This is a genomic window from Mycobacterium sp. NPDC006124, from assembly GCF_040614235.1.
Lineage (GTDB): Bacteria > Actinomycetota > Actinomycetes > Mycobacteriales > Mycobacteriaceae > Mycobacterium.
Map to the genome: position 1 here is coordinate 1 of NZ_JBEXUA010000023.1, position 26,990 is coordinate 26,990.

The following is a 26,990-nucleotide window of genomic DNA, read 5'->3' on the forward strand; positions in this document are numbered from 1 at the left end:
GCCCGGTCCCATCCCGAACCCGGAAGCTAAGCCTACCAGCGCCAATGATACTGCCCCATCGGGTGGAAAAGTAGGACACCGCCGAACACCCATTAGGAATTACCCCCCACGTTCGCGTGGGGGGTAATTCTCTTTTCGCGACCATGCCATTCCATTTGGCATTCTTCGCGCATCGGGAAATGTCGCCGTATCCTCTTGCGGTACGGCGAATAGAACAGGGAAGGCAGACGTGGCTCAGGACACGCAACGCGGAGGCGACGACAAACGGCCTCGGCGTACTCCCAGCGGCGGCGCACCCAGGCACGGGTCGACCGACTCCCGTCGAGGCTCGGCAACCGGTTCCGGATTCGGCGACCGTCGAGGCGCCCCCCGCACCGGCGGTCCCGACCGTCCGCGGCGGCCGGCGTCGGCCACGGAGGATCCGCGCTCCGACAAGGACGCACCCCCCATCCCACCCGACGTCGAGGCCAAGCAACTCGCGCCCGACGTCCGCGGTGAATTGATGACCCTGGACAAGGCCACCGCCGACTACGTCGCCAAGCATCTCGTGGCCGCCGGTGACCTCCTCGACGAAGACCCCGAGCTTGCGTTGAAACACGCACAGGCGGCGCGGACCCGATCGGGCCGCATCGCCGCGGTCCGCGAAGCCGTCGGCATCGCGGCCTATCACTGCGGGGACTGGGCCCAAGCGCTCTCGGAGTTCCGGACCGCGCGGCGCATGGGCAGCAAGTCTCCTCTGCTGGCGCTGATCGCCGACTGCGAGCGCGGCGTCGGCCGACCGCAACGCGCCATCGACCTTTCGCACACCCCGGAGGCCGAAGAGCTCACCGGCGACGACGCCGACGAGCTGCGTATCGTCGTCGCCGGCGCCCGCTCGGACCTTGGCCAGCACGAGCAGGCCCTCGCGGTGCTGTCGTCACCTCCGCTGGATCCGGAGCGTACGGGTCTGACGGCAACCAGACTCTTCTACGCCTACGCCGACACCCTGTTGGCGCTCGGCCGCAACGACGAAGCGCTGCAGTGGTTCATCCACGCCGAGGCTGCGGACGTCGAGGGCGTCACCGACGCCGACGAGAGAATTACGGAGCTCAGCTGACGTGACGACACTTGCCCAGCACCACGATTGTCTACTGCTGGATCTGGATGGCACCGTCTTCCGCGGACAGCAACCCACCGACGGTTCCGTCGAGACGCTCAGTGGCATCGAACCCCGCACCCTCTTCGTCACCAACAACGCCTCCCGGGGTCCCGACGAGGTCGCCAAGAACCTGGTGGCGATGGGTTTCGCGGCCAAGGCCGACGACGTCGTCACCAGCGCGCAGAGTGCGGCGCGTTTGCTCGCGACCCAAATGTCCACGGGGGACAAGGTTCTCGTCATCGGCACCGAGTCCTTGGCCGAAGAGGTTCGCAAGGTCGGCCTCGAACCCGTCCGGAAGTTCGCCGACGAACCCGCCGCGGTGGTGCAGGGCCATTCCCCCCAGACGGGGTGGGCCGACCTGGCCGAGGGGGCGCTGGCGATCCGCGCCGGCGCGCTATGGGTGGCGGCCAACGTCGACCGGACCCTGCCCTCGGAACAGGGACTGTTGCCCGGCAACGGGTCGATGGTCGCGGCGCTCGAGACCGCGACCGACCAACGACCCCAGGTGGCGGGCAAGCCCCAGCCGCCGCTGCTGCTCGACGCGCTCGCCCGTGGCGACTTCGAACGTCCGTTGGTGATCGGCGACCGACTGGACACCGACATCGCCGGCGCCAACGCCGCCGGGCTGCCCAGCATGCTGGTGTTGACGGGCGTCAGCTCGGTCACCGACATGATCTACGCCGACGCCGCCGAACGCCCCAACTACCTGGCGGCGGACCTGCGTTCGCTCAATGCCGACAGCGGCACGCTGCGGGTCGCCCCGCACCCGTCGTGGCGCGTCGAGGTTGGTCCGCAGGACGTGACCGTCTACTGGACCGGCCGTGACGCGGAGGACCCGTTGAGCATCGTGCGCGCGGTGGCCAGCACCGTCTGGGGCTCGAGCGTCGACGGCGTCCGGTTCGCCATCCTCGGTGGCGACCACACGGCTCACGAGGCGCTGGAGCGCTGCTCGCTGGCGGGGCCGTCCGATCAGCTAGCGTGAACGCCGAGATGACGACCGATCCCGATCAGATCCGAGCCAGGGTCGAGGCCCTACTCGCCGAGCTTCCCGATCCTGCTGCCGACGACTCCGAACACGTCGATGTCGAGGGCATCGCGGCACGCCTGGAAGAGGCTCACGACCTGCTGGTCCGGGCGCTGGAATCCGTCGAGAGGTAAGCATCAGGTGACTCGGCGCGCTCGCGTTGATGCCGAGCTGGTCCGGCGTGGCCTCGCCCGGTCCCGCCAGCAGGCGGCGGAGATGATCGACGCTGGTCGGGTGCGCATCGACGGCATGCCCGCCGCAAAACCCGCGACCGCCGTCACCGTCGACGCGAAGCTCACCGTCACCGGGGCCGACGAACGCACTTGGGTCTCGCGGGGCGCCCACAAACTCATCGGCGCCCTGGACGCCTTCGACGTCACGGTGGCCGGCCGGCGATGCTTGGACGCCGGCGCGTCGACCGGCGGCTTCACCCAGGTGCTCCTGGATCGGGGCGCCGCCGAAGTGGTGGCCGCCGACGTCGGCTACGGCCAGCTCGCGTGGTCGTTGCGCTCCGATGACCGCGTGGTGGTGATGGAGCGGACCAACGTCCGCGCGCTCACCGCCGAGGCCATCGGTGGGCCGGTCGACCTGATCGTCGCGGACCTGTCGTTCATTTCCCTGGCGACGGTGCTGCCCGCGCTGGTGTCCTGCGCGTCGGACGACGCCGATATCGTTCCCATGGTGAAGCCACAGTTCGAGGTCGGCAAGGCGCGGGTAGGGCCTGGCGGTGTCGTGTCGGATCCCGAGGTCAGGGCCGACGCGGTCCGCTCAGTCGCGCAACGGGCGGCCGAACTCGGGTGGCATGCCGTCGACGTCACGTCCAGCCCGCTGCCCGGACCGTCGGGCAACGTCGAATTCTTCCTGCGCCTTCGCGCGCAGACCGACCGCCCACTCCTGGGCGAGTACCTGGAGCACGCCGTACGTCGAGCGATCGAAGAAGGGCCACAATGACCGGCGAACGCCAGGTGCTGCTCGTCGTCCACACCGGCCGCGACGAGGCCACTGAGACCGCTCGTCGAGTGGAGAAGGTGCTCAGCGAGAACGGGATTGGGCTCCGCGTGCTCGCCGCCGAGCAAGTGGACCACCAGCCGTTGCACAGCGCGGCGGAGATCAAGGACGCCATCGGCCCCGAGATCCAGGTCGTCGACGCCGACGAGCGCGCGGCCGAGGGATGCGAGATGGTGCTCGTGCTCGGCGGTGACGGCACGTTCCTACGGGCGGCCGAACTCGCCCGCAACGTCGAGATCCCGGTGCTCGGGGTCAACCTCGGTCGCATCGGCTTCCTCGCCGAGGCCGAGGCCGGCGCCATCGACACCGTGCTGGAGCAGGTGATCACGCGCAACTACAGCGTCGAGGATCGCATGACCCTCGACATCGTCGTGCGCGTGGACGGCCAGATCAAGCAGCGAGGCTGGGCCCTCAACGAGGCCAGCCTCGAGAAGGGGCCCCGGTTGGGCGTTCTCGGCGTCGTGCTCGAGGTCGACGGCCGGCCCGTCTCGACCTTCGGCTGCGACGGCGTGCTGGTGTCCACTCCGACCGGGTCGACCGCCTATGCGTTCTCCGCCGGTGGCCCCATCCTGTGGCCCGACCTCGAGTCGATCCTGGTGGTGCCCAACAACGCGCACGCCCTGTTCGCCCGGCCCATGGTCACCAGTCCGAACGCGTCGATCGCCATCGAGGTCGAGGCCAGCGGATACGACGCCGTGGTCTTCTGCGACGGCCGACGCAAGATGGAGGTGCCCGCTGGCGGACGTCTCGAGGTCACGCGGTGCGGCACCCCGCTGAAGTGGATCCGGTTGGACAGCGCACCCTTCACCGACCGACTGGTACGCAAGTTCCAATTGCCGGTCGCCGGCTGGCGGGGGCACAGTGCTCGCTGAGATCAGGATCACCGAACTCGGAGCCATCAGGGCCGCCACCGCCGAATTCGACCGCGGGCTCACGGTGTTGACGGGCGAGACCGGAGCCGGCAAGACCATGGTCGTCACGGGTCTGCATCTGCTGGGCGGCGCCCGGGCCGACGCCAGCCGCGTGCGGACCGGGTCCGAACGCGCGGTGGTGGAAGGCCGGTTCACGACCACCGAACTCGAGGGCACGGTCGCCGAGCGGATCGACGAGATCCTGGACTCCTCCGGTGCCGACCGCGACGACGACGGCAGCGTCATCGCCGCCCGCTCGGTCAGCCGCGACGGCCCGTCGCGCGCCTATCTCGGCGGACGCAGCGTGCCGGCCAAGTCCTTGAGCACCTTCACCACCGAACTCCTTGCGCTGCACGGCCAGAACGATCAGCTTCGACTCATGCGCTCCGACGAGCAGCGCACGGCGCTGGACCGGTTCGCCGACGTCGACGCACCGTTGGCGCGATACCGAACGCACCGTGAGGAGTGGCTGACCCTGCGCCGGGACGTGGCCGACCGCCGGCGGCGGGCGCGCGAGCTGGCGCTGGAGGCCGACCGATTGCAGTTCGGGCTCGGTGAGATCGACGCCGTCGCCCCACAGCTCGGTGAGGACGACGCGCTGGTTGCCGACATCCGCAGGCTCTCGGAGCTGGACGCGTTGCGCGACGCGGCGCAGGTCGCCCGCGTCGCGCTGTCCGGCGAGCTCGACGATCCCGCGCAGGGGTTCTCGGCGATCGACGGCATCGGTCAGGCCAAGTCGGCGTTGCAAGCCACCGACGACGCGGCCCTACGCGCCCTCGGTGACCGGCTCGGCGAAGCCCTCGCGGTCGTCGGCGACGTCTCCGGTGAGCTCGGCGACTATTTGGCCGAATTACCCAGCGACGCAAGCACTCTGGAGGGAAAGCTGGCCCGCCAGGGCGAGCTGCGCAATCTGACCCGCAAGTACGCCGCCGACGTCGACGGCGTGCTGGACTGGGCCGACGACGCGCGCAGCCGGCTGGCCCAGCTCGACGTGTCGGAGGAGGGTTTGGCGGTGCTGCAGCAGCGCGTCGACGCCCTCGAGACCAAGGTCGTGGCCGCGTCCGCCGAGGTCACCAAGGTCCGGACCAAGGCCGCCAAGGCAATGGCCAAGGCGGTGACGGCCGAGCTCGCCGGCCTGGCGATGTCGGGTGCGGGGTTCAGCATCGCGGTCAGCCCGCTGCTGGCCAGGAGCGACGACTCGGCGCCGCTGACACTGCCCACCGGAGAGGTGGTGCATGCCGGCCATGACGGCGTCGACGCCGTCGAGTTCGGCTTCATGCCGCATTCCGGCTCGGAGGCGCTGCCGCTGGCCAAGAGTGCCTCCGGCGGTGAGCTGTCGCGCGTCATGCTGGCCCTCGAGGTGGTGCTGGCCGCGTCGGCGGAGGGCACCACGATGGTGTTCGACGAAGTCGACGCGGGCGTCGGCGGCCGAGCCGCGGTGCAGATCGGCCGGCGGTTGGCGCGCCTGGCGCGCACCCACCAGGTGATCGTGGTGACCCATCTGCCGCAGGTGGCCGCGTATGCCGACGTTCACCTCGTCGTCGACAGTGGTTCCGGGAAGGGCAAGTCGAGCGAGGTGCGCCGCCTCGAGGACGAGGACCGGGTCGGTGAGCTGGCCCGCATGCTGGCCGGGCTGGGGGAGTCCGACAGCGGCCGCGCGCACGCACGCGAGCTGTTGGAGGGGGCGCAGAAGGAAGCGGCGGAGTCCTAGCGGCGAGACGCGATCGTGTTGCAGATGTGACGGAAAGAGACTTCTGAGGCTGGTGGTACGGCGCGCCTCCACCTCAACTTGAGGGTTCGCCGACAGAATCCCCCCATGAAGATGTCAGCGCTCCTCTCGCGTAATGCCGGCTCACGACCCGGTGTGACCGGCACGGCCCGCGTCGATCGCGACATCGACCGCCTGCTGCGACGTGTCGGCCCCGGTGACGTCGTCGTCATGGATGCCCTGGACCTCGACCGCATCACGGCCGACGCCCTCGTCGACGCCAACATCGCCGCGGTCGTCAACGCGTCGCCGTCGATCTCCGGCCGCTACCCCAACCTCGGTCCCGAGGTGTTGGTCGCCAACGGCGTCGTGCTGATCGACGAGGCGGGCCCGGAGATCTTCAAGAAGATCAAGGACGGCAGCAAGGTTCGCTTGCACAACGGCGGTGTCTACTCCGGTGACCGCCGCCTCGCGCTGGGCACCGAGCGCACCGACGAGGAAATCCACGACCTCATGCACGAGGCGAAGAGCGGTCTGGTCTCGCACCTCGAGGCGTTCGCGGGCAACACCATCGAGTTCATCCGCAGCGAGAGCCCGCTGCTGATCGACGGTATGGGGATCCCGGACATCGACGTCGACCTGCATCGCAGGCACGTCGTCATCGTCGCCGACGAGGCCGACGCGGCCGAGGATCTCAAGGCCCTCAAGCCGTTCATCAAGGAGTACCAACCGGTGCTCGTCGGCGTCGGCTCCGGTGCCGACGTGCTGCGTCGTGCGGGCCACCGGCCCGCCTTGATCGTCGGCGATCCCGAGGAGATGAGCGTCGAGGTGCTGCGGTCCGGCGCGCAGGTGGTGCTGCCCGCCGACGCCGACGGTCATGCCAAGGGCCTCGAGCGCATCCAGGACCTTGGCGTGGGAGCCATGACGTTCCCCGCTGCCGGGTCGGCCGCCGACCTCGCCATGCTGCTGTGCGACCACCACGGCGCGTCGCTGATCGTGACCGCCGGCCACAACGCCAGCATCGAGGAGTTCTTCGACCGCTCGCGACAGCAGAGCAATCCGTCGATGTTCCTGACTCGCCTCAAGGTCGGCGAAAAACTGGTCGACGCCAAGGCCGTCGCGACGCTCTACCGCAGCCGCGTGTCCGGCGGCGCCATCGCCCTGCTCGTGCTGGCCATGTTGATCGCCGTCATCGCCGCCCTCTGGGTGTCGCGCGCCGACACCGTCGTCATCGAATGGGTCACCCAGTACTGGAACCAGTTCTCCCTGTGGGTGCAGGGCCTGGTCACCTGACCCACCGGTCAGCCACTTCTCGGAGGTTTCGTGATTTCCCTGCGCTCACATGCCATTTCGCTGGCGGCGGTCTTCCTTGCCTTGGCGATCGGTGTGGCTCTGGGGTCGGGTTTGTTGTCCAACACGCTGCTGGCCGGCCTCAAGGACGACAAGGCCCAGATGCAGAACCAAATCAACGGGCTCACCGACGAGAAGAACGTGCTCAACGAAAAACTGAGTGCGGCAAACGACTTCGACGCTCAAATGTCGCCACGGATCATCCGTGACGCGTTGAAGGGCAAGTCGGTGATGATGTTCCGGACTCCCGACGCCGTCGACGACGACGTCACCGCCCTCTCACGCCTGATCGGGGAGGCCGGCGGCGTGGTCAGCGGGACGATCGGCCTGACCCAGGAGTTCGTGGACGCCAACTCCTCGGAGAAACTGCTGTCGGTGGTCAACTCGCCCATCGTGCCCGCCGGCCGCCAGCTGAGCACCACCTCGGTCGACCAGGGCTCGCAGGCGGGCGACCTGCTTGGGATCGCATTGCTCAACGGGAAGGACCCGGCCGCCGCGGCCGTCGACGACGCGCAGCGCGACGCGGTGTTGACCGCGCTCCGCGACACCGGCTTCCTCACCTACGGCACCGAGCGCATCGGGTCCGCCGACACGGCCCTGATCGTCACCGGGGGCGGGCTGGCCGACGACGCGGGCAACCAGGGCTCGACCGTCGCGCGCTTCGCCGCAGGTCTGGCGCCCCACGGCGTCGGCACCCTGGTCGCCGGACGCGACGGCTCGGCGATCGGAACGGGCGCCGTCTCGGTGGTCCGGTCCGACACCAGCCTCGCCAGTGCCGTCGCCACGGTCGACGACGTCGAGCGGTCCTCGGGCCGCATCACCGCGGTGCTGGGCCTGCAGGAGATGGTCGGCGGCGGCCGGCCCGGGCAGTACGGCATCGGTCGTGGCGCGTCGTCGGTGACCCTGGCCCAGTAACACCCGGCGGTCGGTGGCGGCGCGTCAGACGCCACGCGTCGCCGTCGGTGTTAGGGTGAGTTTCCGTGGGTCGGCAGGCCCCAAGCCACTCGCCACGGAGGTCGCCACTTGCTCAGCCGAACGAATTCGTTACGTAGGCACCCACAGACCACGACCAAGCATCTGTTCGTCAGTGGCGGGGTCGCGTCATCGCTCGGCAAGGGTCTCACCGCCAGCAGCCTCGGTCAGTTGCTCACCGCACGTGGCATCCAGGTGACGATGCAAAAGCTCGATCCGTACCTCAACGTCGACCCGGGCACCATGAACCCGTTCCAGCACGGCGAGGTCTTCGTCACCGAGGACGGCGCCGAGACCGACCTGGACGTCGGTCACTACGAGCGCTTCCTGGACCGCAATCTGTCGGGATCGGCGAATGTGACCACCGGCCAGGTGTATTCGACGGTGATCGCGAAGGAACGCCGCGGTGAATACCTCGGCGACACCGTGCAGGTCATCCCGCACATCACCGACGAGATCAAGCGCCGCATCCTGGCGATGGCCGAGCCCGACGAGGACGGCGACCGTCCCGACGTCGTCATCACCGAGATCGGCGGCACCGTCGGCGACATCGAGTCCCTGCCGTTCCTGGAGGCCGCCCGTCAGGTCCGCCACGAGGTGGGCCGCGAGAACGTGTTCTTCCTGCACGTGTCGCTGGTGCCCTACCTCGCGCCCTCCGGCGAGCTGAAGACCAAGCCGACGCAACACTCCGTGGCGGCACTGCGCAGCATTGGCATCAGCCCCGACGCCCTGATCCTGCGCTGTGACCGGGACGTGCCCGAGCCGCTGAAGAACAAGATCGCGCTGATGTGCGACGTCGACGTGGACGGTGTGATCTCGACCCCCGACGCGCCGTCGATCTACGACATCCCCAAGGTGCTGCACCGCGAGGAACTCGACGCCTACGTGGTGCGCCGGCTCAACCTCCCCTTCCGCGACGTCGACTGGACCGAGTGGGACGACCTGCTGCGCCGCGTGCACGAGCCCCAGGAGACCGTGCGAATCGCGTTGGTGGGCAAGTACATCGATCTGTCCGATGCCTACCTGTCGGTGGCCGAGGCGCTTCGTGCCGGCGGCTTCCGGCACCACGCCAAGGTCGAGATCCAGTGGGTTGCCTCCGACGACTGCGAGACCGATCCCCGTGCGGCGCTGGCGCTGGGCGACGTCCACGGGGTGCTGATCCCCGGAGGGTTCGGCATCCGCGGCATCGAGGGCAAGCTCGGAGCGATCAAGTTCGCGCGCAAGCACGGCATCCCGGTGCTCGGACTGTGCCTGGGCTTGCAGTGCATCGTCATCGAAGCGGCCCGGTCCGTCGGCATCGACGACGCCAACTCCGCGGAGTTCGACCCAGAGACACCCGATCCGGTGGTCTCCACCATGGCCGACCAGCAAGACATCGTGGCGGGGGAGGCCGACCTCGGCGGCACCATGCGCCTCGGTGCCTATCCCGCGGTGCTGGAGGAGGATTCGATCGTGGCCCGCGCGTATGAGTCGACGAAGGTCTCCGAGCGCCACCGGCACCGCTACGAGGTCAACAACGCCTACCGCGACCGCATCGCCGAGAGCGGTCTGCGGTTCTCGGGCACCTCACCCGACGGTCACCTCGTCGAGTTCGTCGAATACGCCCCGGCCGTGCACCCGTTCATCGTCGGCACCCAGGCCCATCCTGAGCTGAAGAGCCGGCCCACCCGCCCGCATCCGCTGTTCGTGGCCTTCGTCGGCGCGGCCTTGGAGTACAAGGCCGCCGAACGTCTGCCGGTAGAGCTCGCGACCCAACGGGCCAACGGCGCCGAGCTGTCAGAGCACGCACACCGTGGCTGACCACGAGTTCACCACCGTCGAGTCCGAGACGCTCTATGTCGGGAAGATCTTCGCGCTGCGCGCCGACGAGGTGGCCATGCCCGGCGGCCGGACGGCGCGCCGCGAGGTCGTCGAACACTACGGCGCCGTCGGCATCGTCGCGCTCGACGAGAACGGCAACGTCGCACTCATCCACCAGTACCGGCATCCGGTGGGGCGACGGTTGTGGGAGCTGCCGGCCGGACTCCTCGACGTCGGCGGTGAGGCGCCGCATCTGAGCGCCGCCCGGGAACTCGAGGAGGAGGCCGGGCTGGCCGCCACCGAGTGGACCGTCCTGGTCGACGTCATCTCGGCGGCGGGCTTCAGCGACGAATCCGTCCGCATCTATCTCGCGACGGGTCTGACCGACGTCGGCCGGCCCGAGGCCCACGACGAGGAGGCCGACCTCGAATTGCAGTGGTTCCCGCTGACCGAGGCCGTCGACATGGTGCTGACCGGCACCGTCGTCAATTCCCTTGCCGTGGCGGGCATCCTGGCCGCCAGCACCGTCGACCGCGACGGCCGCCGGCCGCGCTCCGTCGATGCTCCGTGGCGCGACAAGCCGACCAGGTTCGCCGCCCGGCAGGCCAACGGGTGACCACCGCCGTTGGTGCCCTCGACGGCCAACTCCAGGGGTACCTGGACCACCTGACCATCGAACGCGGAGTGGCCGCCAACACGCTGAGCTCGTACCGGCGAGACCTGCGGCGCTACCTGGCCCACCTGGCCGCCCGAAACATCGACGACGTCGCCGACGTCACCGAGGAGCACGTCACCGACTTCCTGGTGTCCCTGCGCGTCGGCGACGAGGACCTGGGCACCACGCCGCTGTCGGCGGTGTCGGCGGCGCGCACCCTCATCGCGGTCCGCGGATTCCACCGGTTCGCCACCGCCGAGGGATTGACCGCCGCCGACGTCGCCCGTGCCGTCAAGCCTCCGACACCCACCCGACGCCTGCCCAAGAGCATCAGCGTCGACGACGTCGTGGCGCTGCTCGAGGGTGCGGGGGGTGACGGTGAGACCGACGGTCCGCTGTCGTTGCGCAACCGCGCCCTGCTCGAGGTGCTGTACTCCACCGGCGCGCGGATCTCCGAGGCCGTCGGTCTCGACGTAGACGACATCGACGTGCAGTCGCGGTCGGTGCTGCTGCGCGGCAAGGGCGGCAAGCAACGGCTGGTGCCCATCGGCCGACCAGCGGTCAGCGCACTGGACGCCTACCTGGTCCGCGGTCGCCCCGAACTGGCCCGCCGCGGCAAGGGTGCCGCGGGCGCCATCTTCCTCAACGCTCGCGGCGGCCGCCTGTCTCGGCAGAGCGCCTGGCAGGTGCTGCAGGACGCCGCCGAACGGGCCGGCATCTCCGCGTCGGTGTCACCGCACACGCTGCGGCACTCGTTCGCCACGCATCTGCTCGAGGGTGGTGCCGACGTGCGCGTGGTGCAGGAGCTGCTCGGCCACGCCTCGGTCACCACCACACAGATCTACACGCTCGTCACGGTGTCGGCGCTGCGGGAGGTCTGGGCCGGTGCGCACCCTCGAGCGCGCTGACCGTGACCGCACCCGAGAACTCCGTCGTCGTCGTGGGCGCCGGCACCGCGGGCCTCGCGGCCGCCCTGTGCCTGAGCGATCTGTCGATCCCCTCGGTGGTACTCGAACGCGGCGACGCGGTCGGGGCGGCGTGGCGGTCGCGATACGACGCGTTGCGGCTCAACACCGGCCGCCGGTACTCGCATCTGCCAAAGCGGCCCTACGCCAAGGGAACTCCGCTGTATCCGACCCGCGACCAGGTCGTCGCCCACCTCGAGGCGCACGCCGGGGAACGCGGCATCGAGATGCGGCTCGACACCCCCGTCGAACGGATCGTCCGCCGCAAGCCCAGCGGCTGGGGCGTGCTCACCCCCGACGGCATCGTCGGCACCGCGCACGTCGTGGTCGCGACCGGCTACCTCCGCAGCCCGGTCCTGCCGGACTGGCCGGGGTCCGCGTCGTTCCCCGGAGCGGTGCTGCACTCGTCGACCTACCGCAATCCCGGGCCGTTCCTGGGCAAGCGCGTCGTGGTGGTGGGCGGCGGTTCGTCGGGGCTGGAGATCGCGCACGACCTCGCCGCCGGGGGCGCGGCCAAGGTGTGGCTTTCCATCCGCACCCCACCGAACCTGCTGCCGCGACGAGGGCCGGGCGGTCGGTCCAACGACCTGGTCTCCCGACCGCTCTACCACCTGCCGCCCCGACTGGCCGACGCGCTGGCGCGGCGCGCGCGGTTGGGCGCCTTCGGCGACCTGGGCGACGTCGGCCTGCCAATCCCGGCCGAGGGACCGTTCAGCCGCGCCCACCGCCTCGACGCCTCGCCGACGGTCGTGGACGCGGAGGTGGTCGAGGCCATCCGTGACGGCGCCGTCGAGGTCGTCGCCGCGGTCACCGCGTTCGACGGGCCGTCGGTGGTGCTGACCGACCGCACCCGCCTCGACGCCGACGTGGTGGTCGCGGCCACCGGCTATCGACCGGGGCTGGAGTCGCTCGTCGGCCAGCTCGGGGTGCTCACCGACGCCGGCAGGCCCAGGGTTGGCGGCGACGTCGCGGCCGAGCCGGGGTTGTGGTTCCTCGGAATGTGGTCGCGGCCCTCGTTGATCGGGTACACGTCAACGCAGGCGGAGCGAATGGCGGCGAGGATCGCCAGAGCCGTCGCCGAGTCGAACCGCGTCAAGCGGAACAAGCTCTTCTAGCCGGCCGCGCGGGTCTGGCGTACGCAGCGTTCCCATCCCGTTAAACTCCAAGCGATGTTCGCCAAGCCCGAAGGATGCCTGACCGGCGGCGGTCCCGAGTGACCGACGACGCTGGTACCGCCGACGGCCCAGGCGCCTCGGACGCGGCAGGCGGCTCCGACGCGGTCGGCCTCACGGGCCGCCCACCCCGGCCCATCCCCGAGCCCAAGCCGCGAAGCGTGCACGGCCCGGCCAAGGTCATCGCGATGTGCAACCAGAAGGGCGGCGTCGGCAAGACGACCTCGACCATCAATCTCGGTGCCAGCCTCGCCGAGTACGGCCGCCGGGTGTTGCTCGTCGACCTCGACCCGCAGGGCGCGCTGTCGGCCGGCCTCGGAGTGCCGCACTACGAACTCGACCACACCGTGCACAACCTGCTGATCGAGCCGCGGGTGTCGGTGGAGGACGTGCTGATCAAGACCCGCGTCAAGGGTCTGGACCTGCTGCCCAGCAACATCGACCTCTCCGCGGCGGAGATTCAGCTGGTCAACGAGGTGGGGCGGGAGCATTCGCTGTCGCGGGCCCTGCACCCGGTGCTGGACCGCTACGACTACGTGCTGATCGACTGCCAGCCGTCACTGGGCCTGCTGACGGTCAACGGTCTGGCCTGCGCGGACAGCGTCATCATCCCCACCGAGTGCGAGTACTTCTCGCTGCGCGGGCTGGCGTTGCTCACCGACACCGTGACCAAGGTCAAGGAACGACTCAACCCGAAGCTCGACATCGGCGGGATCCTGATCACCCGCTACGACCCGCGCACCGTCAACTCGCGCGAGGTGATGGCGCGGGTCCTGCAACAGTTCGGCGATCTGGTGTTCGACACCGTCATCACCAGGACCGTCCGCTTCCCCGAGACCAGCGTCGCCGGCGAGCCCATCACCAGCTGGGCGCCCAAATCGACTGGTGCACAAGCCTATCGGTCGCTGGCGCGTGAGGTCGTCGACCGGTTCGGCGCGTGAGCTCGCCGGTTCCGCAGGAGTCGTCGAAGGCGGGCTTTCAGGTCCGGCTGACCAACTTCGAGGGACCGTTCGACCTGCTGCTGCAGCTGATCTTCGCCCACCGGATGGACGTGACCGAAGTCGCGCTGCACCGGGTGACCGACGACTTCATCGCCTACACCAAGCACATCGGTCGCCAGATGGAACTCGACGAGACCACGGCATTCCTCGTGATTGCCGCCACCCTCCTGGACCTCAAGGCGGCCCGGTTGCTGCCCGCCGGCGAGGTGCAGGACGAGGAGGATCTGGCGCTGCTCGAGGTTCGCGACCTGCTGTTCGCCCGGCTGCTGCAGTACCGCGCGTTCAAGCACGTGGCGGTGATGTTCGGCGAACTCGAGGCCGCCGCGCTGCGAAGCTACCCGCGCTCGGTGTCACTCGAAGACCAGTACTCGGACCTGTTACCCGAGGTCATGCTGGGTGTGGACGCCGACAGCTTCGCACAGATCGCCGCGACGGCGTTCACGCCGCGGCCCGTCCCGACGGTCGGCCTGAGCCACCTGCACGTCCAGGGGGTGTCGGTGCCCGAGCAGGCGCGGCTGTTGCTGGGGATGCTCGAAGACCGCGGAATCGGCGAATGGGCGTCGTTCTCGGACCTGGTCGCCGACTGCGAGGCGACCATCGAAATCGTTGGCCGGTTCATGGCGCTGTTGGAGTTGTTCCGGGCCAACGCGGTAACATTCGACCAGCCAGAACCGCTTGGAGTGCTGCAGGTTTCGTGGACCGGGGATCGCCCGACCAGCGAATACCTGGCGACGGCGGTGGAAGAGTGAGAAAACGTAGATGACCGACGACCACCCCGAAGCCGACCATGCCTCCGATCTGGGGGTCGACCTCGCGCTGGAACCCGCGCTGGAGGACGACCAACTCGGCGCCGTCTTGGAGGCGCTGCTGCTGGTCGTCGATGCACCCGTGACCGTCGATGCCCTGTCCACCGCGGTCGACCAGCCAGCGCACCGGGTGGCGGCCACGCTGCGCGTGATGGCCGACGAGCTCACCGCCCGCGAGAGCGGCATCGACCTGCGCGAGGCCGGCGGCGGGTGGCGGATGTACACCCGGGCGCAGTACGCGCCGTACGTCGAGCGACTCCTGCTCGACGGCACCCGCTCGAAGCTGACCCGCGCTGCGCTGGAGACGCTGGCCGTGGTGGCCTACCGGCAGCCGGTGAGCCGCGTGCGGGTGAGCGCCGTGCGTGGCGTCAACTGCGACGCGGTGATGCGCACGCTGCTGGCCCGCGGTTTGATCACCGAGGCCGGTACCGACTCCGATACCGGCGCAACGACTTTCGCGACCACTGAGCTGTTCCTCGAACGACTGGGACTCTCCACGCTGGCCGATCTGCCCGACATCGCCCCACTCCTGCCAGACGTCGACGTCATCGACGACATCACCGAGTCCTTGGCCGACGAACCCCGGTTCGTGAAACTCGGTGTGGTACCCAACAATCAATCGCTGGCCTTCGACGTGGACAAGGACTGACATGGCCGACGAAGACGAAGGCACCCGACTGCAGAAGGTGCTGTCTCAGGCGGGAGTGGCATCGCGTCGCGTCGCCGAACGCATGATCCGCGACGGCCGGGTCGAGGTCGACGGACACGTCGTGACCGAGATGGGCACGCGCGTGGACGCCGACAACGCCGAGATCCGCGTCGACGGCGTGAAGATCCGCCGCGACGACACGATGGTCTACCTCGCGATCAACAAGGAACGCGGGATGCACTCGACGATGTCCGACGACCAGGGCAGGCCCTGTGTCGGCGATCTGGTCGAGTACCGGGTGCGCGGTCACAAGAAGCTCTTCCACGTGGGCCGCCTAGACGCCGACACCGAGGGATTGCTGATCCTGACCAACGACGGCGAGTTGGCACACCGCCTGATGCACCCCTCCTACGAGGTGCCCAAGACCTACCTGGCCACCGTCGTCGGATCGGTGCCGCGGGGTCTGGGCAAGAAGCTCAAGGAGGGCATCGAACTCGACGACGGTCCGATCCACGTCGACGACTTCGCCATGGTCGACGCGGTGCCCGGCAAGTCGCTGGTCTCGGTGACGCTGCACGAGGGCCGCAAGCGAATCGTGCGGCGAATGCTGGCCGCGGTCGGCTTTCCCGTCACCGACCTGGTGCGCACCGACATCGGCACGGTGACCCTCGGCGAGCAGAAGCCGGGCAGCATCAGGGTGCTCACCAGCAAAGAGGTCGGCGAACTCTACAAGGCGGTGGGAATGTGAGTGCCCCCCTGACCATTGCCGTCGACGGTCCGGCGGGCACCGGAAAGTCCTCGGTGTCAAGAGGTTTGGCAAGGGCCCTTGGCGCGCGCTATCTGAACACCGGTGCGATGTACCGGATCGTGACGCTGGCCGTGCTACGAGCCGGTCTGGATCCCGACGACGCCGCGGCCGTGGCCGAGTTGGCCTCCGGCGTCGACCTCGCCGTCGGCTTCGACCCCGACGAGGACCTGTACTTCCTTGGGGGAGAGGACGTCTCGGTCGAGATCCGCGGCGACGCGGTGACCAAGGCCGTCTCGGCGGTCTCTGCGGTCCCCGAGGTGCGCACCCGACTGGTCGAGCGGCAACGCGAACTGGCCGACGGCACCGTCGCCGTGGTCGTCGAGGGCCGCGACATCGGCACGGTCGTGCTGCCCCACGCCGACCTGAAGGTCTACCTGACCGCCTCGCCGGAGGAGCGGGCCCGGCGCCGCAACGACCAGAACGTCGACGCCGGTCTGCCCGGTGACTACGACGCGGTACTGGCCGACGTCGTGCGCCGTGACCACCTCGACTCGACCCGCGCCGTGTCGCCCCTGCGCGCGGCCGACGACGCGGTCGTGGTCGACAGCAGTGACATGACCCAATCCGAAACCGTGGCAAGGCTTCTCGACTTGGTCGAGCAGCGGGCTGGAGCCCCCAGATGAGTGAGAACGACGTAGCGGACGGCACCTGGTCCGACGAGAGCGACTGGGAGCTGCCACCCGAGGGCATCGAGGTTGGCGACCTCGAAGCCGAGTTCGCACCACCGCCGGTGGTCGCGGTCGTCGGCAGGCCCAACGTCGGCAAGTCCACGTTGGTCAACCGCATCCTCGGCCGACGCGAGGCCGTCGTGCAGGACATCCCGGGCGTCACCCGCGATCGGGTGTCCTATGACGCCAACTGGCTGGGACGCCGGTTCATGGTGCAGGACACCGGCGGCTGGGAGCCCGACGCCAAGGGTCTACAGCAGTTGGTGGCCGAGCAGGCGACCGTCGCCATGCGCACCGCCGACGCGATCATCCTCGTCGTCGACTCGGTGACCGGTGCGACGAGCGCCGACGAGGCCGCCGCCAAGCGCCTGCAGAAGTCGGGCAAGCCGGTGTTCCTGGCGGCCAACAAGGTCGACAACGAGAAAATGGAGTCCGAGGCCGCACTGCTGTGGTCCCTAGGACTGGGGCAGCCGCATCCGGTCAGCGCGATGCACGGCCGCGGCGTGGCCGACCTGCTCGACGCCGTCCTCGAGGTGTTGCCCGAAGTGTCGGAGATGGGCTCGGGCACGGGCGGTCCGCGGCGCGTGGCGCTGGTGGGCAAGCCCAACGTCGGCAAGAGTTCGCTGATCAACCGGCTCGCCAACGAGGAGCGATCGGTGGTGCACGACGTCGCGGGCACCACCGTCGACCCCGTGGACTCGCTGATCGAACTGGGCGGCAAGCTGTGGCGCTTCGTCGACACCGCGGGTCTGCGCCGCAAGGTCGGCCAGGCCAGCGGGCACGAGTTCTATGCCTCGGTGCGCACCCACGGCGCGATCGACTCGGCCGAGGTCGTCATCGTCCTCATCGATTCGTCGCAGCCGCTGACCGAGCAGGATCAGCGGGTGCTCTCGATGGTCATCGAGGCGGGCCGAGCGGTGGTGCTGGCGTTCAACAAGTGGGACCTGATGGACGAGGACCGGCGCTTCCTGCTGGACCGCGAGATCGACCTGTCCCTCGAGCAGGTGCAGTGGGCGCAGCGGGTGAACATCTCCGCCAAGACCGGCCGTGCCGTGCAGAGGCTGGTGCCGGCGCTGGAGAGCGCGCTGGCGTCGTGGGACAAGCGCATCACCACCGGGCAGCTCAACACGTTCCTCAAGGAGCTGGTCGCCGCGACGCCGCCACCGGTGCGCGGTGGCAAGCAGCCCAAGATCCTGTTCGCCACCCAGGCGACGGCACGGCCGCCGACCTTCGTGCTGTTCACCTCGGGCTTCCTGGAGGCGGGCTACCGCCGATTCATCGAGCGCAAGCTGCGCGAGAAGTTCGGATTCGAGGGTAGCCCAATCAAGATCAACGTGCGGGTGCGCGAGAAGCGGTCGGCTGGCGGGAATCGAAAGCGCTGACTCGTTGTCTGTAATGTGAGTCGAGTTGGCGTGGCGAGGGGAGTGGACGATGGCTGAACGGGCCTTCCGTACCGCACCGTCGTGCCTGTGCGCCCTCGAGCCGTTCTGGCCCTCCCGGCGTTTCATCGCCTTCGACGAATGGTGTCGTAAGCGCGTCTGACTCGCGCCCATGTCACCCCCGGCGGTCGTCACCGCCATTCGATCGAAAGCAGCCGGACCTCGTGCGTTCGCTCATCATCTTCACCCTCGTCGGCGTCGGCGCCCAACTCGTCGACGGCGCGCTCGGCATGGCGTTCGGCGTCACGGCGTCCACCCTGCTGGTGCTCAGCGGGGTCGCCTCGGCTCAGGCCAGCGCCGCGGTGCACCTGGCCGAGGTCGGCACCACGCTGGCCTCGGGCCTGTCGCACTGGAAGTTCAAGAACATCGACTGGGGCCTGGTCGCGAAACTCGGCGTCCCCGGCGCGATCGGCGCATTCCTGGGTGCGACGGTGCTGTCGTCGCTGTCCACCGAGGACGCCGCTCCGGTGATGGCGGCGATCTTGCTGGCCATCGGCGTCTACGTCCTGCTGCGGTTCTCCCTGCGCACCCCGCCCGCGGTCGCGGCCGGTACCACCAAACACGGCGTGAAGTTCCTGGCGCCGCTCGGTCTGTTCGGCGGGTTCATCGACGCCTCCGGTGGGGGTGGCTGGGGGCCGGTCACCACCAGCACGCTTCTCTCCGGCGGCAAGACGGCGCCGCGCACCGTCATCGGCTCGGTGAGTGCGTCGGAGTTCCTGGTGTCGGTCTCGGCCTCGTTGGGCTTCCTGGTCGGGTTGCGATCGGAGTTCTTCGACAACCTGCCCATCGTGCTGGGCTTGGCCATCGGTGGCGTGGTCGCCGCACCGTTCGCCGCGTGGCTGGTCAGCCGCATCAGCCCGGCGCTACTGGGAGCGGGTGTCGGCGGGGTCATCGTGCTGACCAATTCCCAGAAGTTGGTGGCGTACTTCGGGTTGACGTCACCATGGTCGACGGTGCTCTACGCGACGATCGTGGTGGCCTGGGCGGCGTTCGTGCTACTGGCCTGGCGCACGTCGCGGGCACCGGCCTTCGCGCCGCCGGCCGCGGTGGCCGAGCCGCAACCCGTGCTCGGCGCGCGCTGACGGGCGTCCGCAGGCGGCCCGTTAGGGTGTGACCGGTGTCCGTCGCCCACATGATTTTGATTGCCCTTGCGGGTGTCGGAGCCGGCGCGATCAACGCGGTCGTCGGCTCGGGCACCCTGATCACCTTCCCGACGTTGGTGGCGCTGGGCTATCCGCCCGTGACGGCGACGATGTCCAACGCAGTCGGCCTGGTGGCCGGTGGTGTCTCGGGAACGTGGGGTTATCGGCGTGAGCTTCGCGGGCAGTGGAAACGGTTGAAGTGGCAGATCCCAGGATCCCTGCTCGGGGCGGCCCTGGGGTCGTGGCTGCTGCTGCATCTGCCCGAGAAGGTGTTCGTCGCGGTCGTACCCGTCCTGCTGATCGGCGCACTGCTGCTCGTCGTCTTCGGCCCGAAGATCCAGGCCTGGGCCAAGAAGCGCTCCGGTGAGGAAGACGCACCGGTGTCGCGGGGACGGATGGTCCTTCTGGTGTTGGGAACCTTCGCCGTCGGCATCTACGGCGGGTACTTCACTGCGGCGCAAGGCATTCTGCTCATCGGGGTGATGGGCGCCCTGCTGCCCGAGTCTATGCAGCGGATGAACGCGGCGAAGAACCTGCTGTCGCTGTTGGTCAACGTGGTGGCCGCGGCGGCCTACACCCTGGTGGCGTTCGACCGGATCAGCTGGCTGGCGGCGGCGTTGATCGCCGTCGGCTCGCTGGTGGGCGGGTTCCTCGGCGCGCACTACGGACGGCGGTTGTCGCCCAACGCCCTTCGGATCATCATCGTGATCGTCGGGCTGATCGGGCTGTACCGCTTGCTGGCGGTCTAGACGTCGGAGCTCTCCCGCCACAGGTCGATACCGGAGTCCGACGCGTACTCGTCGATCTCGGTGAGCTCGTCGGCGGTGAACTCCAAATTGTCCAGCGCGCCGAGGTTCTCGTCGAGTTGCTCCACGCTGGACGCGCCGATGAGTGTCGAGGTGACCGCCGGATCCCGCAGCACCCAGGCCAACGCGAGCTGGGCCAGGGACTGCCCGCGCCGCTTTGCGATGGCGGCCAGCCCGCGCAGCTGCGCGAGCACCTCGTCGGTCACCAGGTCGTCGTCGAAGGTGGGCCGCGCGGTCGCGCGGTCGACGTCGGCCGCGGCCCGCTCCAGGTAGCGGTCGGTCAGCAGGCCCTGGCCGAGGGCGGTGAACGCGATCGCGCCCATGCCGGCCTTGGTGAGCTCGTCGGTCAAACCGCCTTCGATCCACCGGTTCAGCAGTGAGTACGAGGGCTGGTGGATGACCAGCGGGGTGCCGAGGCGCTGCGCGATGGCCGTAGCTTCGGCGGTCTTGGCCGGCGAATACGACGAAATGCCCACGTAGCGAGTCTTTCCCGCGCGGACCGCTGTGTCGAGGGCGCCGATGGTCTCCTCCAGCGGGGTCACCGGGTCGATGCGGTGGGAGTAGAAGACGTCGACGTAGTCCAAGCCCATGCGGTCGAGTGACTCGTCGAGGCTGGCCAGCAGGTAGGCGCGGCTGCCGAGCTGACCGTACGGACCGGGCCACATGTCCCAGCCGGCCTTGGTGGAGATGATCATCTCGTTGCGGTACGGCTTGAAGTCCCGGCGCATCATCCGGCCGAAGTTCTCCTCGGCCGATCCGTAGGGCGGGCCGTAGTTGTTGGCCAGGTCGAAATGGGTGATGCCGCGGTCGAAGGCGTGGCGCAGCACCTCGCGAATGACGTCGAAGGGCCGGTTGTCACCGAAGTTGTACCAAAGGCCCAGTGAGATGGCCGGCAACAGCAGGCCCGACGTTCCGACGCGGCGATAGGGCATGGCGTCGTAGCGGTTCTTGGCCGCCACCCAGGGGTCGTGGGTGAAGGGAACGTCGGTGATGGCGAGGTCGTCGGACATCTCTCGATCCTAGGCCCGTCGACTCAGAAGTCTTGGCGATCTGCCTCTTGTTCGAGGACGGCGTCGAGGTCCTTGAGCCGGTCCATGTTCGCCACCACCCGTTGGGTTCGGTTGTTCTTGGCGAGCATCTCGCGGTGATCGTTGACGAAGTTCCAGTAGCCAGCGGTGAAGGGACAGGCGTCATCGCCGACGCGCTTCTTGGGGTCGTATGCGCAATCGCCGCAGTGGTTGCTCATCTTGTTGATGTACGCGCCGCCCGAGGCATACGGCTTGGTGGCGAGCAGACCGCCGTCGGCGTGTTGACTCATGCCGACCACGTTGGTGGGCATCACCCAGCGGAAGCCGTCGACGTAGGCCGTGGCGAACCACTCGGTGAGTTCAGCGGGTTGATAGCCGCGCTGCAGGGCGTGGTTGCCCAGCACCATCAGACGCTGGATGTGATGGTTCCAGCCACGGTCGCGGACGCCCATCAGGGCGTGCCGCAGGCATTCGGCGGTGACGGAGTCGGCGTCGAGGTTGGTCCACCAGTCGGGCAGTTTCCGTTGTGCGCCAAGGGCGTTGTTCTTCTTCGTGTAATCCGGGCCGAAGTGCCAGTAGAGGTGCCACATGTATTCGCGCCAGCCGAGGATCTGCCGGATGAAGCCCTCGACGGCGGCCAACGGCGCCGTGCCGTTGCGGTAGGCGTTCTCGGCGGCCTCCACCGCCTCGAGGGGATGCAGCACGCCCAGATTCATCGGCACCGACAACAGCGAATGCGACATGGCCCAGTCGCCGCCCATGATGGCGTCCTCGTAGCGGCCGAACTCGGGCAACCGGTGCTCGACGAACCGCTGCAGGGCGCGCTTGGCCTCGGTAGGGGTCACGGCGAAGAGGCGGGGGCCGTCGACGCCGACGGTGTCGAGATCCATGGCGTCCAGGTCGCGGCGCACCTGGTCGTCGATCTCGTCCTCGCGCGGTTGGTATGGCTTCGGCAGGCCGAGGGTCGTCTGCTTCTTCGGCGGGGATTCACGGTTGTCCTCGTCGTAGTTCCACCGGCTGCCGACGGGTTCGCTGCCGTCCATCAGGACGTCGAAGCGGCGGCGCTGATCCCGGTAGAAGTCCTCCATCCGAAACCGTGTGCGATTACCCGCCCAGTGCTGAAAGTCCTTGCGCGGCAGGGCGAACGTCGGGGTGGGCAGCACCTCGGTGACCAGGCCCTGCTTCTGAAGGCGGTGGACGAACCGCTCGGCGGCGTGCGAGGTCGGTTCGTGCACCAGCACCGGGCGGCCGTACTGCTCGAGGGCGTCGACGTAATTGTCGGACTTGAGCAGGGTGGCGCGGTCGCCGAGGTCACGTTCGGCGTGCCGGAGCCCGGAGACCACCAGGTGCAGCTTCTGTCGGTGATAGCGGCGCTTGCGTAGCGCGGCGGTGGCCTCGACCAGCAAGATCTCGCGGTGGGCGTGCTCGCCGCCGTAGACGGCCGGCCCCAGTTGGTCGGCGAAGAGCCAGAGGGGAGTGTCGTCGCGCGTCGTCGGGGCCACGCCTCCTCTATACCCCCGGGTGCCGACGCCGACGCGGTTTCGGGTGCGGGTGCCCGCTGCTGTAGCATTTCGACGGCTGCCGGTGAACCCGGCAGAGCCACGGGCTGTGGCGCAGCTTGGTAGCGCACTTGACTGGGGGTCAAGTGGTCGCAGGTTCAAATCCTGTCAGCCCGACAGTGTGAAACCCGCTCTGACCTCGGTCGGAGCGGGTTCTTTCGTCCTCAGGAATTGGTGTGGCTTGGAGATGGCCGCGCACTAGCGTCCCAATGGGTCCAGAAGGTGGACGGATACAGTCAGCGCGTGAGTTCGACATCGTGGACGCTGGACGCCTCGCTCGGTCAGTTGCTCCTGCACACGCGTGCCGCGGGTCCGGGTGCTCGGTTCGGCCACGATCTGACGATCGCCATGCAGGCGTGGGAAGCCACGGTGTCGTGGGTCGACAACGGTGCGGCCGCAATGGAGCTGACGGTCGAAGTGTCCTCATTCGAAGTGCTGAAGGGTTCGGGCGGGGTGAAGTCCCTGTCGGGCCCGGAGAAGGCAATCGTGCGGTCGAATGCCTTGGGCGCGCTCGAGGTGAAACGTCATCCGATCATCGGCTTCCGGTCCGACGACATCGAGAAGTCCGACGACGGCTACCGCCTCACCGGGTCGCTCGACATTCACGGCACGACCAAGCCGCGGACTGTCGACCTGCATACCGAGGACCTCGGCGACGCGTGGCGGGTGAGCTGTGAGTCGGTGGTCCGGCAGACCGAGTTCGGCGTCAAGCCGTACTCACTCTTCATGGGCTCGCTTCGGGTCGCCGACGACGTCACGGTTTCCTTCACCGCGAGCTGGGCCAAGGACGACTGAGGGTCACACAATCGGCTGGCGCCACCCGTGCGACGGCGGGCAACGGCCGTGCGCATCCGATGTGTCGCGCGCCGGGCGCCGAAACTTAAGTGCGGCAAGCAATCCGGCGGGTGCCGAGAGCATCGTCAGCATCACCAGAAGGGTGAGCAAGTTCGCCATGCTCAACGAATATCCGCCCAAACCAACGACCTCGACAGTGGCAGTGAAGCCAGGGTAAGTTAATATCCTGCCAACTTCGGTACGGCGGCGCGCCGACCGAAACCGACCACAGTCCCACTCGATCCGACTGACCCGAGGCGAGACCGATGCCGACCGATCAACCGCAGCGCAGCGACGAGCGACCAACGGAGCCTCGGCCATCCGTGACGCCGCCGATGCGCGCGCACGTCGTCGACGCCGAGTTGTTCCGTGGCATGGCGGAGCTCGAGCGCACCGATGGAGGATGGTTGCCGCATCGTCTCCCAGCGTGGGCCCGCGCACAGTCCACGGACCCGCAGTTGGCCTCGGCGGAGGCGCAACCCGCCGGTGTTCGGCTGACATTCCGAACTCGTTCCACGACAATCGAACTCGATCTCTTGCGTACGCGGGTGAGATTGTCCGGTGTGCCGGACCGGCCGGAGGGCACGGTCGACCTGACGATCGACGGTCACCTCGCCGGCCAGGCCACGACTACCGGCGGCAACGTCCTTCAGGTGGACATCATCTCGGGGCAGGCAGAGGTTCAACGGGGAACGCCGGGGACCGTGCGCTTCGACGGTTTGCCCGAGCGCAGCAAGGACGTCGAACTCTGGTTGCCCTTTCACGAGCGCACCGAGATCGTCGCGCTTCGCACAGACGCGGCGATCACACCCTTGCCGCCGAGGGACCGCCCGGTGTGGTTGCACCACGGCAGTTCGATCAGCCAGGGTTCCAACGCTGCCAGTCCGAGCACGACCTGGCCCGCTGCCGCCGCCACGCTCGGCGGAGTGGACCTGGTGAACCTCGGCCTCGCGGGCAGTGCCATGCTCGACCCCCTCACGGCACGCACCATGCGCAACACACCAGCAGACCTCATCAGCGTCAAGATCGGCATCAACCTCGTCAACGCCGACGTGATGCGCGTGCGCGCCTTTGGTCCCGCGGTTCACGGCTTCTTGGACACGATCCGCGACGGCCACCCGGACGTTCCGCTGCTCGTGGTCGGGCCGCTATACTGCCCGATACATGAAACCACCCCAGGGCCAGGAGCTTTCGACCCGGTGGCACTCGCCGAGGGTAGGGTGAGGTTCGTCGCGACCGGGGATCCGGCCGCGGTGAATCGGGGCAGCCTGACGTTGACCGTCATCCGGGAGCAACTGGCCACGGTGATGACGGTCCGGGCCGCAGAAGACCCGCACCTGCACTACCTCGACGGTCACGATCTCTACGGTCCCTTGGACACCGACGACCACCCACTGCCCGACAACCTCCATCCCGACCCGGCCACGCACCGGTTGATCGCCGAACGCTTCGCGCGCTTCGCATTCTCGGCTGACGGACCCTTCGCGCGCCGTTGACTTCGCCGCGTCAAAGGGGAACGTGCGGGCGGCACGCAAAATTCACTTGGTCGGCCGCAGTTAGTCCCTAGGATTCGGGCTGCCCCCAATCAGAGGAGTCGACGATGAAACTGCGTGGATGTCTGCTCGTCTTGATCGTCAGCGCCGGCGCGCTGCTGAGCCCCGGCACCGCATCGGCCCAGGGCTCGTCGAGTCTGGCCGTGCTTCGCGGGCTGGCGCCGCTGACCACCCTGAATGGCACCGAGGCCGGCCGGGCTGCCCTGGCGTCGAATCTCACCGTCACCGGGGCGATTCAGAACGGGATCGCCAACCAGCCGACCTTGCTGCCGTTCGCCGATCAGCAGCAGCAGGCGCTGCGCGACGCCTTCATCACCGACGGCAACGCCTATCAGCTGGCCGACGGTCTGGGGACGTCACTCGGTGGCGCCTATCAAAGGTTGACCTCCTACACCCGCGACCCCGACGGTGAAGAACGCTTCACCAACGTCAGTCCGGCCGTCGCGGAGGTGATCGCCTACGCCTCGGACGTCACCAAGACCGACTCCAATGCGGGCAAGTACTTCTTCGCCAACGGGACCACCGACGGCAAGAGGCCCGTCTCGGCAGAGGCGCTGGCAATCCTGCAGAAGGCGGGCGGGGTCACCGACGTCTTCGGCAAGGCCTACGACCTGCCGGCGGGCACCGAGGGGGCCGACGCCTACGGCAACTCCCGACCGTTCCAGACCGAGCCGCACCTGCTGACCTACGACGGTCTGGACTTCCTCGGTGCCCCGTCGGACAATTCGGCCTGGCTGCGCGGGCCGGAGCAGAATTTGGTCGACAGCCCGTCGTTCCCTAGCGGCCACACCACGTACGGCTACACCGAATCGCTGATGCTCGCCCTGCTGGTTCCCGACCGTTATCCGGAGATGATGGTGCGCGCCGCCGAGTACGGCAACGACCGCGTCATCATCGGCGCGCACTACGCCATGGACGTGCTCGGTGGACGGACGCTGGCCACCTACGACTTGGCGCACCTGCTGGCGAACACGGCGGGGTACGTCGGTGTCGACCGGGACGGCGTGCGCATCGACGACTTCCGCCAAGCGCTGGCCAAGGCGCGAACCGATCTCACCGGCGCCCTCGCCGGTGCGTGCGGGAACGCCGTGGAAGTATGCGCCAGAGATGACCAGAGCCGGTTCGCGCGGCCCGAGGACAACGCTCGATTCGTCGACACCACCCAGACATATGGCCTGCCAGCAGTATTCGGCCAGAACGTAGGGGCCGCCGTGGACGTCGGAAAGGTCGCGCCGGAAGCCGGATACCTCCTCACCGCCGCATATCCCTACCTCTCACTGGACCAGGCCAACGCCATCCTGACGGCGACTCTTGGGCCGGGTGGCGGCTTCCTCGACGACGGCAGCGCCTTCGGGGTGTACTCGCGCCTCGATCTTCATCGCGCGGCGCAACGAGCCATCGAAGCAGCGCCCAGGTAGGCGGTCCCCACTGGATCAGACCGACGGCGGCGCGGGGTCCAGCATCGCGACGTGGTCGCCCTGCCACTGGTAGCGGACGCTGCTGACCGAGGCCGGTGCACACGCGTTGCACGCACCGGGCACCTCGTAGTCCAGGACCACGGTGTCGTCGGTGGTCCGGTCGGGGTCGAAGCTGGTGAAGCCGTAGGCCTTCGACGTCGCCGTTCCGAGATAGCGACCGTCGTGGAACATCAGCGCTGTCACGGGGGAACTTCCCGTCGCCTGCGTGACGGTCACCAGTGCCGTCGAGAGCGTGGCGCACGGGTTGAAGTTGCCCTCGATGGACGCCGGTTCGGCCGACCAGGTCCAGTCGGTGCCCGGATACGGAGGCAGCGACCGCACCGCGGTGCTGATCTGCGGCGCCCCCAGGTCGACGCCGCACGCACCGGGGGGTGCGGCGTTCGCGGACGCGGGAGCTCCCAGCGCTACCAGACCTGCGCCGGCCGCCGCCCCGAGGGCCCGTCGGATCATCGCTGCCTCCTTCACTCGTCACCACCGTATCCCCACCGACTGTGACGTCGCCCGCACCATGCATGC

26 protein-coding genes, 1 tRNA gene and 1 rRNA gene are annotated in these 26,990 nt (G+C 68.6%); 25 read left to right on the forward strand and 3 right to left on the reverse strand.

What is annotated here, in order from left to right:
* The 21 genes from rrf to ABZ195_RS27210 form a co-directional block, all read left to right on the forward strand.
* A 5S ribosomal RNA gene (gene rrf / locus ABZ195_RS27110) occupies positions 1-87 on the forward strand; the annotation flags it as partial.
* A gap of 142 nt (positions 88-229) precedes the next feature.
* Positions 230-1,096, forward strand: coding sequence for a tetratricopeptide repeat protein (locus ABZ195_RS27115; protein WP_355222990.1), 867 nt, complete (start codon positions 230-232; stop codon positions 1,094-1,096).
* Between the two features lies 1 nt (position 1,097).
* The gene (locus ABZ195_RS27120; protein WP_355222991.1) at positions 1,098-2,120 is read left to right on the forward strand and encodes an HAD-IIA family hydrolase; all 1,023 of its coding nucleotides are present in this window, start codon (positions 1,098-1,100) and stop codon (positions 2,118-2,120) included.
* An 8-nt stretch (positions 2,121-2,128) separates the two neighbouring features.
* Positions 2,129-2,296 carry a hypothetical protein gene (locus ABZ195_RS27125; RefSeq protein WP_355222992.1) on the forward strand — a complete coding sequence of 56 codons (168 nt, stop codon included), beginning with the start codon at positions 2,129-2,131 and terminating at the stop codon, positions 2,294-2,296.
* 7 nt (positions 2,297-2,303) lie between these two features.
* Positions 2,304-3,113, forward strand: coding sequence for a TlyA family RNA methyltransferase (locus ABZ195_RS27130; protein ID WP_355222993.1), 810 nt, complete (start codon positions 2,304-2,306; stop codon positions 3,111-3,113).
* On the forward strand, positions 3,110-4,042 hold the full coding sequence (locus tag ABZ195_RS27135) for an NAD kinase (RefSeq protein WP_355222994.1): 933 nt from the start codon (positions 3,110-3,112) through the stop codon (positions 4,040-4,042). Before ABZ195_RS27130 ends, ABZ195_RS27135 begins: the two co-directional genes overlap by 4 nt.
* Entirely contained in the window at positions 4,032-5,792 is a 1,761-nt protein-coding gene (recN, locus tag ABZ195_RS27140; protein WP_355222995.1) for a DNA repair protein RecN, read from the forward strand. The genes ABZ195_RS27135 and recN overlap by 11 nt, the downstream gene beginning before the upstream one ends.
* Positions 5,793-5,897: 105 nt before the next feature.
* Positions 5,898-7,082, forward strand: a complete 1,185-nt coding sequence (gene steA / locus ABZ195_RS27145) for a putative cytokinetic ring protein SteA (RefSeq protein ID WP_355222996.1) — start codon at positions 5,898-5,900, stop codon at positions 7,080-7,082.
* A gap of 30 nt (positions 7,083-7,112) precedes the next feature.
* Complete coding sequence (locus tag ABZ195_RS27150) at positions 7,113-8,054, forward strand: copper transporter (RefSeq protein WP_355222997.1); 942 nt, start codon at positions 7,113-7,115, stop codon at positions 8,052-8,054.
* A 108-nt stretch (positions 8,055-8,162) separates the two neighbouring features.
* Positions 8,163-9,911, forward strand: a complete 1,749-nt coding sequence (locus ABZ195_RS27155) for a CTP synthase (RefSeq protein WP_355222998.1) — start codon at positions 8,163-8,165, stop codon at positions 9,909-9,911.
* Entirely contained in the window at positions 9,904-10,527 is a 624-nt protein-coding gene (locus tag ABZ195_RS27160; protein ID WP_355222999.1) for an NUDIX hydrolase, read from the forward strand. Before ABZ195_RS27155 ends, ABZ195_RS27160 begins: the two co-directional genes overlap by 8 nt.
* The gene (gene xerD, locus ABZ195_RS27165; RefSeq protein ID WP_355223000.1) at positions 10,524-11,474 is read left to right on the forward strand and encodes a site-specific tyrosine recombinase XerD; all 951 of its coding nucleotides are present in this window, start codon (positions 10,524-10,526) and stop codon (positions 11,472-11,474) included. Before ABZ195_RS27160 ends, xerD begins: the two co-directional genes overlap by 4 nt.
* A 2-nt stretch (positions 11,475-11,476) precedes the next feature.
* Positions 11,477-12,646 (forward strand): NAD(P)/FAD-dependent oxidoreductase, encoded by a 1,170-nt coding sequence (locus ABZ195_RS27170; RefSeq protein WP_355223001.1) that lies wholly within the window; start codon positions 11,477-11,479, stop codon positions 12,644-12,646.
* A gap of 98 nt (positions 12,647-12,744) precedes the next feature.
* A complete protein-coding gene (locus tag ABZ195_RS27175) occupies positions 12,745-13,644 on the forward strand; it encodes a ParA family protein (RefSeq protein ID WP_355223002.1) in 900 nt (299 codons plus the stop codon).
* Positions 13,641-14,453: a segregation/condensation protein A gene (locus ABZ195_RS27180; protein WP_355223003.1), complete on the forward strand. Its 813-nt coding sequence runs from the start codon at positions 13,641-13,643 to the stop codon at positions 14,451-14,453. Before ABZ195_RS27175 ends, ABZ195_RS27180 begins: the two co-directional genes overlap by 4 nt.
* 10 nt (positions 14,454-14,463) lie before the next feature.
* Positions 14,464-15,159, forward strand: coding sequence for an SMC-Scp complex subunit ScpB (gene scpB / locus ABZ195_RS27185; RefSeq protein ID WP_355223004.1), 696 nt, complete (start codon positions 14,464-14,466; stop codon positions 15,157-15,159).
* Between the two features lies 1 nt (position 15,160).
* Positions 15,161-15,907, forward strand: a complete 747-nt coding sequence (locus tag ABZ195_RS27190; protein ID WP_355223005.1) for a pseudouridine synthase — start codon at positions 15,161-15,163, stop codon at positions 15,905-15,907.
* Positions 15,904-16,590, forward strand: coding sequence for a (d)CMP kinase (cmk, locus tag ABZ195_RS27195; RefSeq protein WP_355223006.1), 687 nt, complete (start codon positions 15,904-15,906; stop codon positions 16,588-16,590). Before ABZ195_RS27190 ends, cmk begins: the two co-directional genes overlap by 4 nt.
* Complete coding sequence (gene der, locus ABZ195_RS27200) at positions 16,587-18,017, forward strand: ribosome biogenesis GTPase Der (RefSeq protein ID WP_355223007.1); 1,431 nt, start codon at positions 16,587-16,589, stop codon at positions 18,015-18,017. The genes cmk and der overlap by 4 nt, the downstream gene beginning before the upstream one ends.
* Before the next feature lie 221 nt (positions 18,018-18,238).
* Entirely contained in the window at positions 18,239-19,156 is a 918-nt protein-coding gene (locus tag ABZ195_RS27205; protein ID WP_355223008.1) for a sulfite exporter TauE/SafE family protein, read from the forward strand.
* A 35-nt stretch (positions 19,157-19,191) separates the two neighbouring features.
* Entirely contained in the window at positions 19,192-19,965 is a 774-nt protein-coding gene (locus ABZ195_RS27210) for a sulfite exporter TauE/SafE family protein (protein WP_355223009.1), read from the forward strand.
* Here ABZ195_RS27210 and mgrA read toward each other — a convergent pair.
* Together mgrA and ABZ195_RS27220 are read right to left on the reverse strand one after the other, a co-directional pair.
* The gene (gene mgrA, locus ABZ195_RS27215) at positions 19,962-21,032 is read right to left on the reverse strand and encodes an L-glyceraldehyde 3-phosphate reductase (protein WP_355223010.1); all 1,071 of its coding nucleotides are present in this window, start codon (positions 21,030-21,032) and stop codon (positions 19,962-19,964) included. The two genes, ABZ195_RS27210 and mgrA, sit on opposite strands and share 4 nt — an antisense overlap.
* A 23-nt stretch (positions 21,033-21,055) precedes the next feature.
* Positions 21,056-22,552 carry a cryptochrome/photolyase family protein gene (locus ABZ195_RS27220; protein ID WP_355223011.1) on the reverse strand — a complete coding sequence of 499 codons (1,497 nt, stop codon included), beginning with the start codon at positions 22,550-22,552 and terminating at the stop codon, positions 21,056-21,058.
* Positions 22,553-22,652: 100 nt separating this feature from the next.
* Between ABZ195_RS27220 and ABZ195_RS27225 the strand changes: the two genes are divergently transcribed.
* The 4 genes from ABZ195_RS27225 (at position 22,653) to ABZ195_RS27240 (ending at position 26,414) form a co-directional block, all read left to right on the forward strand.
* Positions 22,653-22,726 (forward strand) — tRNA-Pro (locus tag ABZ195_RS27225).
* A gap of 126 nt (positions 22,727-22,852) precedes the next feature.
* Positions 22,853-23,404: a YceI family protein gene (locus ABZ195_RS27230; protein WP_355223012.1), complete on the forward strand. Its 552-nt coding sequence runs from the start codon at positions 22,853-22,855 to the stop codon at positions 23,402-23,404.
* Between the two features lie 374 nt (positions 23,405-23,778).
* Entirely contained in the window at positions 23,779-24,939 is a 1,161-nt protein-coding gene (locus ABZ195_RS27235) for a GDSL-type esterase/lipase family protein (RefSeq protein WP_355223027.1), read from the forward strand.
* A gap of 104 nt (positions 24,940-25,043) precedes the next feature.
* Positions 25,044-26,414 carry a phosphatase PAP2 family protein gene (locus tag ABZ195_RS27240; RefSeq protein WP_355223013.1) on the forward strand — a complete coding sequence of 457 codons (1,371 nt, stop codon included), beginning with the start codon at positions 25,044-25,046 and terminating at the stop codon, positions 26,412-26,414.
* A gap of 15 nt (positions 26,415-26,429) precedes the next feature.
* Here ABZ195_RS27240 and ABZ195_RS27245 read toward each other — a convergent pair whose 3' ends face one another.
* Positions 26,430-26,924 (reverse strand): LppP/LprE family lipoprotein, encoded by a 495-nt coding sequence (locus ABZ195_RS27245; protein ID WP_355223014.1) that lies wholly within the window; start codon positions 26,922-26,924, stop codon positions 26,430-26,432.
* Positions 26,925-26,990: the final 66 nt, after the last annotated feature.

Coding starts and splice junctions, on each gene's coding strand:
- ABZ195_RS27245 (WP_355223014.1), bottom strand. CDS start 26,924: ATGATCCGACGGGCCCTCGGGGCGGCGGCCGGCGCAGGTCTGGTAGCG.
- ABZ195_RS27240 (WP_355223013.1), top strand. CDS start 25,044: ATGAAACTGCGTGGATGTCTGCTCGTCTTGATCGTCAGCGCCGGCGCG.
- ABZ195_RS27190 (WP_355223005.1), top strand. CDS start 15,161: ATGGCCGACGAAGACGAAGGCACCCGACTGCAGAAGGTGCTGTCTCAG.
- ABZ195_RS27125 (WP_355222992.1), top strand. CDS start 2,129: ATGACGACCGATCCCGATCAGATCCGAGCCAGGGTCGAGGCCCTACTC.
- der (WP_355223007.1), top strand. CDS start 16,587: ATGAGTGAGAACGACGTAGCGGACGGCACCTGGTCCGACGAGAGCGAC.
- ABZ195_RS27235 (WP_355223027.1), top strand. CDS start 23,779: ATGCGCGCGCACGTCGTCGACGCCGAGTTGTTCCGTGGCATGGCGGAG.
- scpB (WP_355223004.1), top strand. CDS start 14,464: ATGACCGACGACCACCCCGAAGCCGACCATGCCTCCGATCTGGGGGTC.
- ABZ195_RS27135 (WP_355222994.1), top strand. CDS start 3,110: ATGACCGGCGAACGCCAGGTGCTGCTCGTCGTCCACACCGGCCGCGAC.
- steA (WP_355222996.1), top strand. CDS start 5,898: ATGAAGATGTCAGCGCTCCTCTCGCGTAATGCCGGCTCACGACCCGGT.
- mgrA (WP_355223010.1), bottom strand. CDS start 21,032: ATGTCCGACGACCTCGCCATCACCGACGTTCCCTTCACCCACGACCCC.